Genomic DNA, 16,789 nt, shown 5'->3' on the forward strand with positions numbered 1-16,789 from the left:
GGGGCCGGGGCACGCCGGCCACCGCCCCGCACGGGCCCAGCCCGTCCACCGCTGCGGCTGGGCAGTCCGCGCCGACGGCTGCGGGCCGCGGTCGTCATCCTGTGTTTGCTGCTGATCGTGCTCGCCGGCCGGCTGACACAGCTGCAGGCGTTCCAGGCGTCCACCTACGCCCGGCGCGCCGAGCAGGAGCGGCTGCACATCGCGGCGTTGCCCGCGGTCCGTGGTGTCATCACCGACCGCGGTGGGGCGGTGCTGGCGCAGGATGTCGACGCGCGCTCGGTGTACGCGGACCCGCGCAACATCACCGATGCCCGTGCCGTCGCCAACCTGCTCGCCCCCATCCTTCAGGTGCCCGCGGACGCCCTGGTGGCCAAGTTCAGGAGCAGCGGACGTTTCGTCTACCTCGCCCGTGGGCTCGACCCGGCCGTGGGCGCGACGGTGACCAAGCTCCAGCTGGCCGGTATCGGTGTCCTGGAGGAGCGCCGCCGGCTGTACCCGTCCGGTTCCCTGGCTTCCAACGTCGTGGGTTTCACCACGGTCGGTGACAATGATGTCCTCGTGGGCGGTGGCGGTATCGAAGGCGCCTACGATCGGGTGCTGCGTGGCATCGACGGGGCGCGCCGCGTCGAGATGGATCCGGCGGGCCGGCCCATCCCGTCCGCGGCGAGCCGGGAATCCGATCCGGTGCCGGGCTCGAGCGTGCGGCTCACGCTCGACCGCGACATCCAGTGGGCCGCGCAGGGCGCGATCGCCGACGCGGTGCGCGCTACCCAGGCGGACGGCGGAAGCGTTGTGGTCATGGTCCCGGGCAGCGGGGACATCCTGGCGATGGCGGATGCGCCGGACTACGACCCCAACAAGATTGCCAGTGCTGATCCGTCGACGCTGAAGAACCGTGCCACCCAGGACGTCTACGAGCCCGGGAGCGTCAACAAAGTGATCACTATGGCCGCGGCGATAGACCGCGGCCTGATCTCGCCGGAGACGCCGGTGACGGTGCCGCCGAGTATGCGCATCGCGGGCCAGACCTTCATGGACGCGGAGCCGCACGGTGTGGAGCACCTCACCGCGGCCGGGGTGCTGGCGCGGTCGAGCAATCTCGGGACGATCCAGATCGCGAGCAGGATCGGTTCCGCCAACCTGGAGACCGCGCTGCGCGCCTTCGGGCTCGGGTCAAAGACCGGGCTGCGGTTCCCGGGCGAGAGCGCGGGCATCCTCAAACCATCGTCGGCCTGGGATCCCCAGCAGGCCGCCACGATCTCCTATGGACAGGGAATGTCCGCGACCGCGATCCAGATGGCGTCGGTCTACGCGACCATCGCCAACGGCGGGGTGCGGGTCGCGCCTCGTCTGGTGGAGAGCACCACCTCACCGGACGGGGCCGTGCACACCACGCCTCGCGACCCTGGCACCCGGGTGGTCGCCGCGAGCACCGCCACGACCATCTCGCAGATGCTGGAAGCGGTGGCCACCGACTCGGGGACCGCGCCGCTGGCGGCCATCGACGGGTACCGCGTCGCGGGCAAGACCGGAACGGCCCAGCGGCTCGGCCCGTCCGGTCACTACAGCGGCTATGTCGCCTCGTTCGTGGGCTTCGCCCCCGCCGACCAGCCCAGGGTGGTGGTGGAGGTGGTACTCGACAACCCCCGCGACGGCCACTTCGGCGGGACGGTCGCCGCGCCGGTGTTCCAGAAGGTGATGACCTTCGCGCTGGCGACGCTCGCGGTGCCCCCGCCTGGCACAACAGCACCCAGGTTCGTTCTCGATCGCGATGCCAGGCGCTGACCGGTCGCGGGCTCGGGACGGCTGGATACTAGGGTCGGTGCCGTGACCTCACCGGTGTTGCGTCCGGTCGCCCCGCCGGCGCGGGTGCTCACCGACCTGATGTCCCGATGCGTTGATCTTGTTTCTCTCGGTGCTCCGCCAGGAGGGGTTGTCGTCCGCGGTATCACCCATGATTCACGGGCGGTCCAGCCAGGCGATCTTTACGCGGCGCTGCCAGGCGCTCGCGTGCACGGCGCGGCCTTCGCCGAGCAGGCGCTCGCGGCCGGTGCCGTGGCCGTGCTCACCGATCCGGCCGGTGCCGACCGGGTAGCCCAGCTCCCGGCCGGGCGGGCCGGGGTACCTGTGCTTACCAGCGCCGACCCGCGCGCCGTGCTGGGAACGGCCGCGTCGTGGGTCTACGGCGACCCGTCACACTCCCTGCGGCTGCTGGGCGTCACCGGTACCAACGGCAAGACAACCGTGGCATATCTGCTGGAGGCAGGGCTGCGTGCTGCCGGTCACACGACCGGGCTGCTCGGCACCATCTCGACGCGGGTGGCCGGTGCCGCGGTCCCCTCGGTGCGTACCACCCCGGAGGCGACCGACCTACAGGGGCTGCTTGCGGTCATGGTCGAACAGGGAGTGACAGCGGCGGCGATGGAGGTCTCCAGTCACGCTATCGCGCTGCACCGGGTGGATGGGATCGGTTTCGCCGGTGTGGCCTTCACCAACCTCAGCCAGGATCATCTCGACTTCCACCCATCCATGGAGGCCTACTTCGCGACCAAGGCCGCCCTGTTCACCCCCGAGCGGACCGAGGTGTCCGTCATCGACACCGACACCCCGTGGGGACGCCGGCTCGCCACCGCGGTCCCCACGGCGGTGACCTGCGGGCGCGCTGCTGACGCGCGCTGGCGTGCGAGCGACGTCGTCGCCGGTCCCGCGGGAAGCACCTTCCGCGCGCACGGCCCACACGGGGTGGACGTCGAGGTGCGCATCGCGCTGCCTGGCGCCTTCAACGTCAGCAATGCCCTGGTGGCGCTGGCGCTGCTCGTCACCACCGGGGTGGAGGCCGGCACCGCCGCGGCCGGGCTCACGGCCCTGCCCGGCGTGCCGGGCAGGATGGAGCGGATCGACGCGGGCCAGCCCTTCGTCAGCCTTGTCGACTACGCCCATACCCCGGACGCGGTGGAGACGCTGCTGAGTACCGTGCGGGCGTTGGTCGACGGGCGTGTGATCATCGTGCTCGGCTGTGGTGGCGATCGTGATCGCGGCAAGCGTGCCCTGATGGGAGCCGCCGCGGTCCGCGGCGCCGATATAGCGATCTTCACCAGTGACAACCCCCGGTCGGAGGATCCGGAAATGATCATCGCTCAGATGCGCGCGGGCGCCGCGACGCTGCCTTCCGGGGGCGCCGATGGTGTGCTGGTGGAGGTCGACCGTGCCGCGGCGATCCGTCTCGCGGTGAGCCTGGCCAGACCCACGGACGCGGTCGTGGTGGCCGGCAAGGGACATGAGACCGGGCAGGAGCGCGGCGGTGTCGTGACACCCTTCGACGACCGGGACGTGCTGCGGGCGGAGCTGGCCCAGGCCGGCACCGGATCGCGTCCGGGCCTCGGCCGCAGAGGTGCTCACCGGTGATACCGCTTTGCCTGCGTGAGGTCGCGGCCGTCGTCGGCGGCCGGCTCGACGCCGTGCCCGATCCGGACGCGCCGGTCACCGGTGTTGTGATCGATTCGCGCCAGGTCGGTGCCGGTGCGTTGTTCGTCGCCGTGCCCGGTGCCCGGGTTGACGGCCACGACTTCGCCGCGGACGCGGTACGGGCCGGCGCGGTCGCGGTGTTGGCGGCCCGGCCGGTCGGCGTACCGGCGGTCGTGGTCCCCGACCCCACGGCCGCGCTCGCGGCGCTCGCCACCGAGGTACGCACCCGCTCGTCGGCGACGGTTGTCGCCGTGACCGGATCGTCTGGCAAGACCACCACGAAGGATCTGCTCGCCGATCTGCTGGGTGAGCTGGGACCGACGGTCGCCGCGCCCGGTTCGTTCAACAACGAGATCGGGCTGCCGCTGACGCTGCTGGGCCTGGAGCCGACCACCGGGTTCGTCGCGCTGGAGATGGGCGCTCGTGGCCTCGGCCATGTCGCCGCCTTGTGCGAGGTGGCCCGGCCCGACGTCGGGGTCGTGCTGAACGTCGGCTCGGCGCATGTCGGTGAGTACGCGGACGGGCGTGCCGGGATTGCTCGGGCCAAGGCCGAGCTCGTCGAGGCCGCGTCGGGCGCCGCCGTGCTGAACATCGACGATCCGCTGGTCGCGGCCATGGCCACCCGGGCTCGCGGTGATGTGATCATGTTTGGTGAGAGCGCTCGGGCTGACGTGCGGGCCGACGGCGTGCGTGTCGACGACCGCGGGCGCGCGCGGTTCGACCTGCTCACGGCCGGCGAACGGCATCCCGTCTCGTTGAACCTCGTCGGCGCGCACTACGTCGCGGCCGCGCTGGCCGCGGCGGCGGCCGCGATCCGTCTCGGACTGTCCCCGCGGCGAGCCGCGGCCGCGTTGTCCCACGCCCAGGCCCGCAGCCGTTGGCGGATGGAGGTCACCGTGACCGGCAACGGCGTCACCGTCATCAACGACGCCTACAACGCCAACCCGGAATCGATGCGGGCGGCGTTGAAGACACTGGTCGAGATGAGTCGCGGCCGGCGGGCCTGGGCTGTGCTCGGGGGCATGGGAGAACTCGGCGCGGCCGCGGACGACGAGCACGACGCGCTCGGCCGGCTGGTGGTCCGCCTGGGTGTGCCGCGGCTGGTGGTGGTGGGGGCCGAGGCTCGCCGGATACACCTCGGGGCGTCGCTGGAGGGCTCGTGGTCAGGGGAGTCCGTCTGGGTAGCGGACGTCGAGGCGGCCTGCGGGCTGCTGCGGGAGCGAGTGGCGCCAGGTGATGTCGTGCTGGTGAAGGCATCCCGGGCATTCGGGCTGGAGCGGATCGCGGACGACCTCGCGGCCGGTGAACCGACGGGCCCCGCCCGGCCTGTCGAGCGAGGTGCGCACGGGTGAGAGGCGTACTGGTCGCCGCGCTGGTAGCCCTCGTGGCGTCGCTGCTGGGCACACCATCGGTCATCCGCCTGTTCCGCCGGCGGGGTTACGGACAGGAAATTCGCGAGGACGGGCCGTCAAGCCACCTTACCAAGCGTGGCACACCCACGATGGGCGGCACGGTCATCATCCTGGCGACGCTGGCCGGCTACTTCGTCGCGCATCTGATCACGATGAACGGATTCACCGCGTCCGGGTTACTGGTGCTGCTGGTCATGACCGGTCTGGGGATGGTCGGTTTCCTCGATGACTACATAAAGATCCGCAAGCAGCGCAGTCTCGGGCTCACCGCGCGGACCAAGTTCGCCGGTCAGGCCGCGGTGGCGCTGGCATTCGGCCTGCTGGCCGTCCGCTTCAAGAACGCCAACGGCCTGCTGCCGGGGTCGACGTTTGTTTCGATCGTTCGGGACACCGATTTCTCGATCGGTTTGATCGGTTTTCCGCTGCTCGCCTGGATAATCATTGCGGCGACGTCGAACGCGGTGAACCTCACCGACGGGCTGGACGGCCTGGCCGCCGGTACCTCGGCGATGGTGTTCGGCGCCTATGTGGTGATTTCCTTCTGGCAGTTCGGCAATCTCTGCGGGCGCGGTCCCGCGCAGGACGGCTGCTACTTCGTCCGCGACCCGCTGGACGTGGCGCTGGTCGCGGCCGCGGCCATGGGCGCCTGTTTCGGATTTCTGTGGTGGAACGCGAGCCCGGCGAAGATATTCATGGGTGACACCGGCTCGCTGGCCCTCGGCGGGGCGTTCGCGAGTATCGCGATCGTCAGCCGGACCGAGTTGTTGCTGTTCGTCCTCGGCGGGCTTTTTGTGGTCGAGACGCTTTCGGTGATCATTCAGGTCGCCTTCTTCAGGGCCACCCGGAAGCGGGTCTTCAACATGGCGCCGATCCACCACCACTTCGAACTGGCTGAGTGGCCGGAGACCACGGTCATCATCCGCTTCTGGATTGTCTCCGGACTCGCCGTGGCGTTCGGGCTCGGGCTGTTCTACGCGGAGTTCCTCTCGCACGGCGGTTCCTGATGTGTATCCTCGACGCAGGCGGTCCCGGCCGGTGGTGGCGGGGTGTCCGCCATGTTGTCCCGGGGTTTCCGGTTATGGATTAACATCAGTGGCCAGCCACGTTGAAACGGACGGTACCGGACGTTGAGAGCCGACAGCTGGCGAGGTCGTCGGAGATGACTGCCGGCGTGGCGGCATCGCGGTTTCGCCGAACACCGTCCGGCCTGGAGGTACTGTGCTGGCCGGGCTTTGATGACCGGCTGGTGGATGTCTTTGTCACCACCCGTACCGGCGGTGTTTCCCGCGGCGCCTACACCTCACTCAACCTGAGTCTGCGGGCCGGGGACGACGACGCGGACGTACTGGCGAACCGGGCGACAGTGGCCGAGGCACTCGGTGCCACCGTGGACGACTTCGTGTTCTGCGCCCAGGCACACAGCCCGAATATCGCCATCGTGACCGATGAGCACCGTGGGCGGGGCAGCCGTTCGGCCTCGGACGCGCTGCCGCTGACCGACGGGCTTGTGACCACGGCGCCCGGGATTGCGCTGGCTGTCCTGGCGGCGGACTGCGTCCCGGCCGTTCTGCATGATCCGGTCGCCGGGGTGCTCGCGTGTGTGCATGCCGGCTGGCGCGGGACCGTGCGCGGCGCCGTCCCCGCGGCGCTGGCGGCCATGCGGCGGCTGGGCGCCGCCGCATCGAATGTCGTCGCCGGTGTCGGGCCCGCGATCGACCCGGACCGTTACCAGGTTGGGGCGGAGGTCGTGGCCGCCGTCCGGGCCGCCTTCGACGGGCGCGCGGACGAGGTGATCCGCGCCGACGGGCTCGGGAAGTGGACGTTTGACGTGGCCGGAGCGAACGTCATGCAGCTGGTTGCCGAGGGCGTGCCGGAACGTCAGATCCACGTCGCGGGGGTGGGCACCGGTCCGGGCACGCCCTTTTTCAGCCACCGGGCGGAGAACCCGTGCGGACGGTTCGCCGCGGTGGCCCGCCTGCGCGGGAAGGACGTTCTGTGATCGGGCCACCGCGGCGTGGCGAGAGTTTTCGCTATGTGGGCTACGACATCGACCCGTCGCATGACCGGCTCGTGTGCCGCTACCGCCTGGACGGGCGGGAGTTCCGCGAGGACGTGACGTTCCCCGGCGGCGGGGCATGGAGCGAGCCCGCGGTGGCCGAAGCGGCCCGCCTGGTGTTCCTGCTGACGGCGGTCTCCTACTACAAGACGGCGGCCCCGCCGGTCGTCGACCTCGGTGATACCGCGGTCACCGGCCTCGAGCGTGCCTTCCTGCGAGAGTTCTATCTCGACGGCCTGGGGGAGTTCGCACACCGTAACAATCTTGATCTTTCCGGGCTGCAGATCATCGGCCCGGCGCTGGCGCGCGAAACGCCGGTGGCTGTCAGCCCCGACGAGGGCCGGCCGCTGGTGCCGTTCGGCGGCGGGGTGGACTCCATCGTCACCGCGGAGCTGCTGCGCCCCCGGGCCAAGGATCCGGCGCTGTTTGTCGTCAACCATCCCGGTGACCGCTTCGAGGCCATCGAACGGGCCGCCGCTGCCACCGGCCTGCCGGTCCTCCGGGCGGAGCGGCTCATCGACACCCAGGTGCTGCGCTCGGCGGAACTCGGTTTCCTCAACGGGCATGTCCCGGTCACGGGAATTCTTTCGGTGATCGCCGTGATGGCCGCCGCGCTGGACGGGCGGGACGCGGTGGTGATGTCCAACGAGTGGTCGGCCTCCGCGGGCACCATCACGGTCGACGGCCGCTCCATCAACCACCAGTACTCCAAGGGCGAGGCGTTCGAGACCGCCCTGCGGTCGGTCCTCGTCGAGGCTCTCGGCGGCAGGCCGGAGTACTTCTCCCTGCTACGCCCGTTCACGGAGTTGTGGATCGCCCGGCGGTTCGCCGCGCTGCCCCAGTACTTCGACCACTTCCGCAGCTGTAACCGCGCTTTCCACATCGATCCCGCTCAGCGGCTGGACCGCTGGTGCGGCCAGTGTGACAAGTGCTGTTTCATCGATCTGATCCTTTCCCCCTTCCTGGACGAGCCGACGCTGCGGCAGGTCTTCGGCGGGCGTGAACCACTGGCTGACGTGGCGTTGCTGGGTCGTTTCCGTGCGCTGCTGGGCCTGTCCGCGGACAGCAAGCCCTGGGAATGCGTCGGCGACGTCACCGAGTGCCGGGTGGCTACCCTGCTCGCCGCCGGGCGCCGTGACCGGGCCGCCTCGCCCGTGCTCGCCGCGCTTGGCCCGCTACCGGGAGAGCCCACGCCCGAGGAGCTGCTCGTCCCGCATGGCCGACACTTCGTCCCGGACCGGTATGCGCCCGACGATCTCCTGGTCTGACCTGCGTGGCCGCGCGGTCGGTCTGTACGGGATCGGCCGTGAGGGCGAGGCCAACCTGCGGGCCTGCCGGGCGCGGGGGATCGAGCCGGTGCTCGTTGACGACGCCCCCGCCCGGACGGACATCGAGGGCAGGCCACTGTTGGTGACCGCGCTGGGTGGCTTCGATGCCCTCACTCATTGTGATGTCGTTGTCAAGGCTCCTGGAATTTCGCGGTACGGCGAGACCGTGCGAAAGCTCGAGCGGCTCGGGGTGCCGGTGGTCGGTGGAGTGGGGCTGTGGCTCGCCGAGGCGGACCGGTCGAAAGTGGTCTGCGTGACGGGAACCAAGGGCAAGAGCACGACGTCCGCGGTTGCCGGGCACCTGCTGACCCGACTCGGTTACCGGTGCCTGGTCGCAGGCAACATCGGGATGCCACCGCATGATCCGTTCGCGGGCGACGGGTACGACTTCTGGATCATTGAGGTGTCCAGCTACCAGGCGACCGACCTGGCGTGCTCCCCGCCGGTGGTCGCTGTCACCTCGCTGCATCCCGACCACCTGCCATGGCACGGTGATGATCCGGAGAACTACTTTCGGGACAAACTGTCCGCCTGCTCCCAGCCCGGTGCCGACCTCACCATCGCCAACGGTGACAGCGACCTGATCCGCGCCCACCGGCAGCTGCTCGGGCCCAGGGTGCGGTGGGTGTGTGCGGACGCCGCGGCGGACGGCGACTGGCTGCGGCAGCTGGGGCTGCTCGGTCTCCACAACCGGCGTAACGCCCTGATCGCCGGCGCCTGTCTGCGGGCACTTGGCGTACCCGAGGCGGACGACGGCGACAAGCTGCGTACCGCGGCGGAGGGGTTCCGCGGGCTGGACAGCCGGCTCCAGGTGATCGGAGAAGTGGACGGGGTCTGTTTCGTCGATGACAGCCTGTCCACCAACGTCCTGCCGACACTCGCCGCTGTCGAGGCCTTCGGTGACCGCAGGATCGCCGCGGTCGTGGGCGGCCAGAGCCGGGGTATCGACTACCGGCCGCTGGCCGTTGGTCTACGCACCCGCACCTTGGACACACTTGTCCTCACCGTGCCGGACAACGGCCCCGACATCCGCCGGCAGGTCACCGAGGCTGGTGCCGGCCCGCATGTCACGATCGTGGACGCGCCTGACCTCACCGCCGCCGTGCTTGAGGGCTACCGGTGGGCCAGGCCCGATGGCATCGTTCTGTTGTCACCCGCGGCGCCGAGCTTCGGGCGTTTCCGTGACTACCGCGAGCGTGGCGCTGCCTTCGCGCTCGCCATGCGGGCCTGCGCCGCCTCCGCGCGACAGTAGCTGCCGCCACCGCACGACAGTCGGTTGAGAGCGCTCATCCGCACAGAACGTGTGTACTGGTCACGGAGCATCCGGCGGTACCAGGACGTTCGGGTTGAGGATGCCCGCGGGGTCGAAGGCCTTTTTGATCCGCCGGAACACGGCGATCTCGACCGGTGAACGGTTGAGCGGCAGCCAGCGGTGCTTGGCTGTGCCGATCCCGTGCTCGGTGCTGATGCTGCCACCGTTCGCGGCGACGAGCCGGAACACACTGTCCTCCACCCACTCGCCGGCGGTACCCGCGCCGGTGACGTTCACGTGCACACTGCCCTCGGCGACATGCCCGAACAGCCAGGCTCTCGCCCGCGGCGCGATACTCCTGACGGTGTCGGGCACGGCCTCGACGAACGCGGGCAGGCCGGCGAGCGGCAGGGTGACATCCATTTTCACCGGTGTCCCGTGCGTACTGATCGATTCGGTGTGCCGTTCCCGGTAGGCCCACAGGGCCTCGCAGCCGCGTTGGTCGCCCGCGAGCGAGGCGTCGGTGACGCCGGCCAGACCGGCGACGGCCTCCGCCAGCGTGTTCAGCGGTGTCTCGCCGTCGGCCGCGTCCCCACTGACCTCGACGAGGAGGTAGGCCGCGTGCGTTCCGCGCAGCGGCCGGGACAGGCCGCATGCCTCCGTTACGAGATCCAGGCCCGCGGCGAGCATGAGTTCGGCCGCGGCGAGTCCGGGCAGGCTGTTTCGCAGCAGGGACGCCGCCGCGACCGCGTCCGGTACGGACGCAAGGCCGAGCAGACCCACCGCCCGCGCACGGGCGGCCGGCACCAGCCGGACCCGTGCCGCGGTGATCACACCGAGCGTGCCCTCGCTACCAGCAAGCAGTGAGGGCAGATGGTAGCCGGTATTGTCCCTGGCGAGGCCGGCGAGGTGGGAGACCACACTGCCGTCGCCGAGGACCGCCTCCACGCCGAGCAGCTGCGCCCTGGTGTCCCCGTACCGGAGTACCCGCAGGCCACCGGCGTTCGTGGCCACGGTGCCGCCGATCGTGGCCGTGTCCCGGCTCGCGAGATCGACGCCGTAGGCCAGCCCCGCCGCGGACGCCGCGGCGCGCAGCACGCTGATCGGTACGCCGGCACCGACGGTGGCCTGGCCGGCGGCAGTATCGATCAACGGGGGGTCCGCGAGGCCGCGCAGGCTGAGCACGATCTCCCCGCGGGTCGGCACGCCGCCGCCGACAAGCCCGGTGTTGCCGCCCTGGGGCACCAGCGGTATCTCGTGCTCCGCGCACACCTGGACGATGGCCGCCACCTGCGCGGTGTCCACCGGACGCAGCACCGCCACCGTCCGCCCGACGAATCGGCCGGTCCAATCCCGGACGTACCCGGCCATGATTTCTGGATCCGTCAGCACCCGGGCGTCGCCGACCGTGTTTCGCAGCGTCTGGACCAGCTGGTTTCGTGACATGGTTCAGTGTCGTCTCAGAGTCGTGACCCCCGATCGGTGTTGTCGGTGGCGTTGACCGGACCGAGGGGAGCGGTTGTAACGATAGTGGCCGATCACATACACTATGTCAGGATTTGACCCCGTCGGGTTGTATATGCCGGCCGGAGGCCGCGGGCGGGCTGATGTGTGCTCGACACACCCATGATGGTCGGTGTCGAACAGGCTGGCGGCATGGACTATTTGATGGGGGACCATAACCGCGTTCACCCAGAAGAACCGCGTGACTCCGGCGGTGCTCTCGGTGGGCGTGTTGCATGTGTGTTCCTTGACGAGCAGGGGAGCGGGACGTGGTGACCGGGGGCGACGAGCCCACGCTCGGTATGCCTGAGCGGGGCGGGCCGGCTGTCGACGGCACCCGGGTCCCCGTGCTTGCGCGGCCGCTGGCCTCCTACTACCTGCTGCTCTCCTCGGCTGGCCTGCTGTTGCTGCTCGGGCTGGTCATGGTGCTGTCGGCATCCAGCGTGCGGTCGTTCGACGAGCTGGGCTCGTCCTACGCGGTGTTCGCCCGGCAGGCGACCTGGGTGGGCATCGGCCTGCCACTGCTGGTGCTGGCCAGCCGGCTGCCCGTGCGGGTCTTCCGGGTACTGGCGTACCCGGTCATGATTGTCTCGTTGGTACTGCTGACGGTCGTGCTGACCCCGCAGTTCGGGAAGTCGATCAACGGTGCGCAGCGATGGATCGAGTTGGGCTCGTACACCCTGCAGCCCAGCGAGATCGCCAAGCTCGGCCTTGTGCTCTGGGGCGCGGATCTGCTGGTGCGTAAACGCAAGCTGCTGGGCGACTGGAAGCACCTGCTGGTCCCGCTTGTGCCCGGGGCGTTGCTGATCTGCGTCCTGATTATGCTTGAGCCCGACATGGGGACCACGATCGTGGTTTTGTTGATCATGCTCATGCTGTTGTGGGTGGTCGGGACGCCGCTGCGGGTCTTTGTCTCCATCAGCGGTGTGATCTTGTTGGCTGGTACCGTCCTGGCCATCCGGGAGCCGTACCGGTTCGAGCGGCTGCTGTCCTATCGCGACCCGTTCGCCGATGCCCATGACACCGGTTTCCAGGCGGTCCAGGGCTTGTACGCGCTGGCGTCGGGAGGGTGGTGGGGTGAGGGGCTCGGCGCGTCCCGGGAGAAGTGGCCGGGGCTGTTGCCCAACGCCCACACCGACTTCATCCTCGCGATCATCGGTGAGGAGCTGGGCCTGCTCGGCACATTGGTCGTCGTCATCCTGTTCGCCGTTCTCGGGTTCGCCGGCATCCGGGTCGCCCACCGCAGCGCTGACCCGTTCGTCCAGCTCGCCGCGGCATCCGCCACCGGCTGGCTGCTTGGCCAATCCATGATTAACATGGGCGCTGTGGTGGGCCTGCTCCCGATCACGGGAATCCCGCTTCCGCTGGTCTCGTTCGGGGGCTCCGCGCTGGTTCCCACGATGCTCACGGTCGGGATGCTGCTGTCGTTCGCCCGGCACGAGCCCGCGGCGACCGCGATGCTCAGTGCCAGGGCGGCAGCCCGGCGCGAGGCGCGGGAGGCAGGTGAGCCGGCGGCGGGCGGCGGGCGTCGTTTCCGGGCCCGCGCGCGGGTGGCCCGGGGCAGCCGCGGCGACAGCGGTGATGATGACGTTGCCGAGAGGATCTCCGCGGCCGCGCACCGTTGACCCGATGCCGAGACGGCCGCCCGCCGCGGGTGACAGATGATCGACAATCATGACGCCGGCCGCGCCGCACGAAGGCCGGGCCGTTGTCACGGCTGGCCGTCCCCAGGATAGTTTTCCCCGAATGGCGTCCCGGCCGAGGGGTGGAGGATGGGATGAGCGACAGCGAGTCGGTCGAGGCGATCCTGCCGGGGCCGGTTCCGCTCGCCCGGCGGATGGGTGAGATCGGGACGTGGGTGATGCGTGACCCGCTGCGGCTCGGCGAGGTCCGTGACGTCATCTCGCTCGCTGGTGGGCTGCCGGCCGGGGAGACGCTGCCCGCGGCGGAGATCGGTGCGGCCGTGCACCAGGTGGCGACCTCGAAGGCAGCGACGGCCGCGTTGCAGTACTCGGCGGCTGAGGGCCTTCCCGCGCTGCGCGCCTGGATCGCGGACCGGGCGTCGGTGGACCGTGGGCGCCCGGTCGACCCGAGCCAGGTCGTGGTGACCGCCGGTGGGCTGCAGGGCCTGGACATCATCGCGCGTGCCCTGCTCGACCCCGGGGATCTTGTAGCCATTGACGAGCCCGTCTTCCCGGGTTCCCTGCACTGCCTGGAGATGTACCAGCCGGAGTTCCTGGCGATCCCGGTTGACGACGACGGCCTGGATGTCGGCGCGCTCGCCGAACGGCTGGCCGGCGGCCAGCGTCCCAAACTCGTCTACACGGTCGCGACCTTCCATAATCCGACCGGGGCCACGCTCACCGATGCCCGGCGGCGGCAACTCGCGGAGCTGGCCGAGCGGTACGGGTTCCTGGTGGCCGAGGACGAGCCGTACCCGGCACTGCGCTTCCGGGGAGATCCCGTGCCACCGGTTGCCACCTATGGTGATCGAGTCATCACGATCGGATCCTTTTCCAAGACGCTCGGACCGGGGCTGCGGGTCGGCTGGGTGCTGGTGCCGCCCGCGCTCGTGGACGCGGTAGGCCGCGCGAAGCTCTGGTCGGACCTGCATACCTCCACGCTGACGCAGTACGCCCTGCTTGAGCTCTTCGGCCGGGAGGGCTGGTACGACGCGCACCTGGCGACCCTGCCGGCCATCTACGGACGGCGGTGCGCGGCTCTGCGTGCCGCCATCAGCGAGCATCTGGCGGGGATTGTCGAGGTCAACGATCCCGCTGGCGGGCTGTTCGTCTGGGGGCGGGTCGTCGCGCCCGGCCTGTCCGCGGACGACCTGCTCGACGCCGCGGTCCGCCGCGGGGTGACCTACGTGTCCGGTCCGCAGTTCGCTGTGCACAATCCCGACTCCACGACGATGCGGATGTCATTCGCGGGCAGCTCCCCGGAACGTCTTGAGCTCGCCGCCCGCCGGCTGTCCGACGCCGCGGCCGCGGCCCTCGGGCCGCGGGCCTGACGTCCTGACGTCCTGACGCGGGGAGGGCCGGCCGCGGTTGTGCTGTTCCTCTGTGCTGTTCCTCGCGTCACCGGTGCGCCCGGCCGCGCGAGGCAGCGGCCGTCGCCGCCGCTGGTGGGACCCGGAGAGCGATCCGTCGCTGAGGTGTGTCATCGTCGTGGACGATGCTGAGGAGTGTGGTGCTCGCCGGCGGTGGCACGGCGGGCCATGTCGAACCTGCGCTGGCGGTCGCGGACGCCCTGCGGGCCGCTGACCCCCGGATGCGCCTGACCCTCCTGGGGACGGAGTCCGGGCTGGAGGCAAGGCTCGTGCCGGCCCGCGGGTACGAGCTGGTGACCATCCCGAAGGTGCCGTTGCCCCGTAAACCCACGCCGTCCCTGCTCACCGTGCCCGGCAGGCTCGCCGGGGCGGTCAGCCAGGCGTCGGCGGCGCTGCTGCGGGTGCGCGCGAGCGTGGTTGTGGGCTTCGGCGGGTACGTGTCCGTCCCGGCCTACCTCGCCGCGCGCCGGGCGGGCATCCCGATCGTCGTGCACGAGGCCAACCCGGTGCCGGGGGTGGCGAACCGCATCGGTGCCCGGTTCACGTCTTTTGTGGCGGTGTCCTACCCGGGCACTCCGTTGCGCGGCGGTCGGCTCACCGGTATCCCGCTGCGTCCGGAGATTCTGAGTCTGGACCGGTCGCCGACGGCCGCTCGGGCCGCCCGGATCAGCTACGGCCTGCACCCGGGTCACCCGACGCTGCTGGTTTTCGGTGGTTCGCAGGGGGCTCGGCGGCTCAACGACGTGATCAGTGCGACGGCCAGGGAGATCACTGCGAGCGGGGTCCAGGTTCTGCACGCGGCCGGGCCCAAGAACGTCGACACGGTGCTCGCGGCGCTGCCCCCGGACCTGCCTGTGCCCTATGTGGTGCGGCCGTATCTCGATCACATGGCATCCGCGTACGCGGCGGCGGACCTGGCCCTGTGCCGGTCCGGCGCGATGACCTGCGCGGAGCTGGCCGCGGTCGGCCTGCCCGCTGTCTACGTTCCGCTTCCGCACGGTAATGGTGAACAGCGGCGTAATGCCCTGGCGACGGTGGAGGCCGGCGGCGGTCTGCTGGTCGACGATGCCGGGCTCTCCCCGGAGTGGGTGCGCGCGGAGCTGCTGGGCCTGCTTACCTCGGCCGAGCGGCTGGCGAAGATGGCGGCGGCCTGCGCCGGTTGCGGGCATCCCGGTGCCGTGGACGCGATCGTGTCGATGATCAGGGATGCCGCGGCCTCCCGCCGGCGGCAACCGGCACGCCACGCTGCCCGCTGAACCTCGGTCCGAGGCGATGGATGGGGCAAGATGTCAGCTGTGACAGCTCGGGCGCTACCGGACAACTTCGACCGCGTGCACCTCGTCGGGATCGGTGGCGCCGGTATGAGCGGCCTCGCGCGCCTGCTGCTGCGGCGCGGCGCGTTTGTGTCCGGAAGCGATGCCCGCGACACCCGTCACCTGGCCGCGCTACGGGCGCTCGGGGCGGAGGTGATGATCGGTCATGATCCACGGCATGTCGGCGACATCCATACATTGATCTTTTCCCAGGCCATTCCGGCTGGAAATCCGGAGGTCGAGGAGGCGAGAAGGCGCGGCCTGCGCGTCGTCTCACGGGCCGCCGCGCTGGCCGCGCTGATGCGGGGATTCCAGGGGCTCGCGGTCGCCGGTACCCACGGGAAGACGACGACCACGCTGATGGCCACCGTCGCCATGCAGGCATGTGGAGCCGACCCGTCATTCGTCACCGGTAGTGATATCAACGAGGCTGGCTCCAACGCGCATGCCGGTTCGGGTGAGATCTTCATCGCCGAAGCCGACGAGAGCGACGGCGGATTCCTCCTCCTCGAGCCGTTCGCGGCGGTCGTCACCAACGTTGAGGCCGATCATCTTGACTACTACCGTCAGCGTGCGGACGTCGACACGGCCTTCGCGCGGTTCGTCAGCGGCGTCGACCCGGCCGGCTTTGTGGTGGCCTGCCTGGACGACCCCGGCGCGGCCAGGCTCATCACCGCGCTGCGGGACAGCGAAGGCCCGAAGGTGCCACGGGTCACCACCTATGGCGAGTCGGTGGACGCCCACGTCCGGGTGGAGCTCGCGATGGTCTCGCCGACCGGTTCCACCTGTGAGGTGGTCGTGCGGGGCCGGCGGCTGGGCGAGCTGACCCTGCGGGTACCCGGGCGGCACAACCTGCTGAACGCCGCGGGCGCGCTGGCCGCCGGGCTGGAGCTCGGCCTGCCCGCGACTGGTCTGCTGGCGGGGCTGGCGGGGTTCGCCGGTGTCCGCCGCCGGTTTGAGGCCAAGGGCACCGTCGAGGGCATCCGGGTGATTGACGACTACGCCAACCATCCCACCAAGCTCATGGCTGTGTTGCGGACCGCCCGTGACGTTGCCGGCGGCGGCGGTGTCGTCGTCGCGTTCCAGCCGCACCTGTACAGCCGGACGGCGGCCTTCGCGGCCGAGTTCGGCGCCGCGTTGGGTCTTGCGGACGCTGTTGTGATCATGGATGTCTTCGGCGCGGGGGAGCGGGAGATCCCCGGGGCCGGTGGCGCGGCGATCGCCGCCCGCGTGCCGCTTCCCGCCGACCGGGTCGTCTACGAGCCATCCTGGTCGGCCGCGGCGGGCCGGGTCGCGGCGTTCGCGCGTCCGGGCGATCTGGTGCTCACGGTCGGCGCGGGTGACGTGACCCTGCTGGGCGGGGAGATCCTGCGCGTCCTCGCCGAACGCGCGACCCTCCCCCGCTGAC

Annotated in this window: 12 protein-coding genes; 11 read left to right on the forward strand and 1 reads right to left on the reverse strand. The window is 70.5% G+C overall.

What is annotated here, in order from left to right; all coding sequences use genetic code 11:
* The 7 genes from MJ785_RS14620 to murD all read left to right on the forward strand — a co-directional run.
* Positions 1-1,785, forward strand: a 1,785-nt coding sequence (locus tag MJ785_RS14620) for a penicillin-binding protein 2 (RefSeq protein ID WP_239381353.1), incomplete at its 5' end; no start/stop codon positions are given.
* A gap of 42 nt (positions 1,786-1,827) precedes the next feature.
* Entirely contained in the window at positions 1,828-3,405 is a 1,578-nt protein-coding gene (locus MJ785_RS14625) for a UDP-N-acetylmuramoyl-L-alanyl-D-glutamate--2,6-diaminopimelate ligase (RefSeq protein ID WP_239311146.1), read from the forward strand.
* A complete protein-coding gene (gene murF / locus MJ785_RS14630; protein WP_239311147.1) occupies positions 3,402-4,817 on the forward strand; it encodes a UDP-N-acetylmuramoyl-tripeptide--D-alanyl-D-alanine ligase in 1,416 nt (471 codons plus the stop codon). The genes MJ785_RS14625 and murF overlap by 4 nt, the downstream gene beginning before the upstream one ends.
* On the forward strand, positions 4,814-5,881 hold the full coding sequence (gene mraY, locus MJ785_RS14635; protein ID WP_239311148.1) for a phospho-N-acetylmuramoyl-pentapeptide-transferase: 1,068 nt from the start codon (positions 4,814-4,816) through the stop codon (positions 5,879-5,881). Before murF ends, mraY begins: the two co-directional genes overlap by 4 nt.
* Positions 5,882-6,036: 155 nt before the next feature.
* Positions 6,037-6,876 (forward strand): polyphenol oxidase family protein, encoded by an 840-nt coding sequence (locus tag MJ785_RS14640; protein ID WP_239311149.1) that lies wholly within the window; start codon positions 6,037-6,039, stop codon positions 6,874-6,876.
* Entirely contained in the window at positions 6,873-8,201 is a 1,329-nt protein-coding gene (locus MJ785_RS14645) for a hypothetical protein (protein WP_239311150.1), read from the forward strand. The genes MJ785_RS14640 and MJ785_RS14645 overlap by 4 nt, the downstream gene beginning before the upstream one ends.
* Entirely contained in the window at positions 8,149-9,513 is a 1,365-nt protein-coding gene (gene murD, locus MJ785_RS14650; RefSeq protein WP_239311151.1) for a UDP-N-acetylmuramoyl-L-alanine--D-glutamate ligase, read from the forward strand. The genes MJ785_RS14645 and murD overlap by 53 nt, the downstream gene beginning before the upstream one ends.
* A 60-nt stretch (positions 9,514-9,573) precedes the next feature.
* On the opposite strand, the gene MJ785_RS14655 is transcribed toward murD, so the two are convergent.
* Entirely contained in the window at positions 9,574-10,959 is a 1,386-nt protein-coding gene (locus MJ785_RS14655) for an FAD-binding oxidoreductase (RefSeq protein ID WP_239311152.1), read from the reverse strand.
* A gap of 329 nt (positions 10,960-11,288) precedes the next feature.
* Between MJ785_RS14655 and ftsW the strand changes: the two genes are divergently transcribed.
* The 4 genes from ftsW to murC all read left to right on the forward strand — a co-directional run bounded on the left by ftsW (position 11,289) and on the right by murC (position 16,788).
* On the forward strand, positions 11,289-12,641 hold the full coding sequence (gene ftsW / locus MJ785_RS14660; RefSeq protein WP_370652949.1) for a putative lipid II flippase FtsW: 1,353 nt from the start codon (positions 11,289-11,291) through the stop codon (positions 12,639-12,641).
* A gap of 152 nt (positions 12,642-12,793) precedes the next feature.
* A complete protein-coding gene (locus tag MJ785_RS14665; protein ID WP_239372920.1) occupies positions 12,794-14,029 on the forward strand; it encodes a PLP-dependent aminotransferase family protein in 1,236 nt (411 codons plus the stop codon).
* A gap of 164 nt (positions 14,030-14,193) precedes the next feature.
* The gene (murG, locus tag MJ785_RS14670) at positions 14,194-15,324 is read left to right on the forward strand and encodes an undecaprenyldiphospho-muramoylpentapeptide beta-N-acetylglucosaminyltransferase (RefSeq protein WP_239311154.1); all 1,131 of its coding nucleotides are present in this window, start codon (positions 14,194-14,196) and stop codon (positions 15,322-15,324) included.
* 30 nt (positions 15,325-15,354) lie between these two features.
* Positions 15,355-16,788, forward strand: coding sequence for a UDP-N-acetylmuramate--L-alanine ligase (murC, locus tag MJ785_RS14675; RefSeq protein ID WP_239381355.1), 1,434 nt, complete (start codon positions 15,355-15,357; stop codon positions 16,786-16,788).
* Position 16,789: the final 1 nt, after the last annotated feature.

Origin of the sequence: Protofrankia sp. CiT1 (assembly GCF_917627335.1) — a bacterium.
In the GTDB taxonomy this organism is placed as follows: domain Bacteria; phylum Actinomycetota; class Actinomycetes; order Frankiales; family Frankiaceae; genus Protofrankia.

Excerpts from the sequence above, each read along its gene's own strand:
- MJ785_RS14640 (WP_239311149.1), top strand. The coding sequence starts at position 6,037 with ATGACTGCCGGCGTGGCGGCATCGCGGTTTCGCCGAACACCGTCCGGC.
- murD (WP_239311151.1), top strand. The coding sequence starts at position 8,149 with ATGGCCGACACTTCGTCCCGGACCGGTATGCGCCCGACGATCTCCTGG.
- MJ785_RS14655 (WP_239311152.1), bottom strand. The coding sequence starts at position 10,959 with ATGTCACGAAACCAGCTGGTCCAGACGCTGCGAAACACGGTCGGCGAC.
- MJ785_RS14665 (WP_239372920.1), top strand. The coding sequence starts at position 12,794 with ATGAGCGACAGCGAGTCGGTCGAGGCGATCCTGCCGGGGCCGGTTCCG.
- murG (WP_239311154.1), top strand. The coding sequence starts at position 14,194 with ATGCTGAGGAGTGTGGTGCTCGCCGGCGGTGGCACGGCGGGCCATGTC.
- murC (WP_239381355.1), top strand. The coding sequence starts at position 15,355 with ATGTCAGCTGTGACAGCTCGGGCGCTACCGGACAACTTCGACCGCGTG.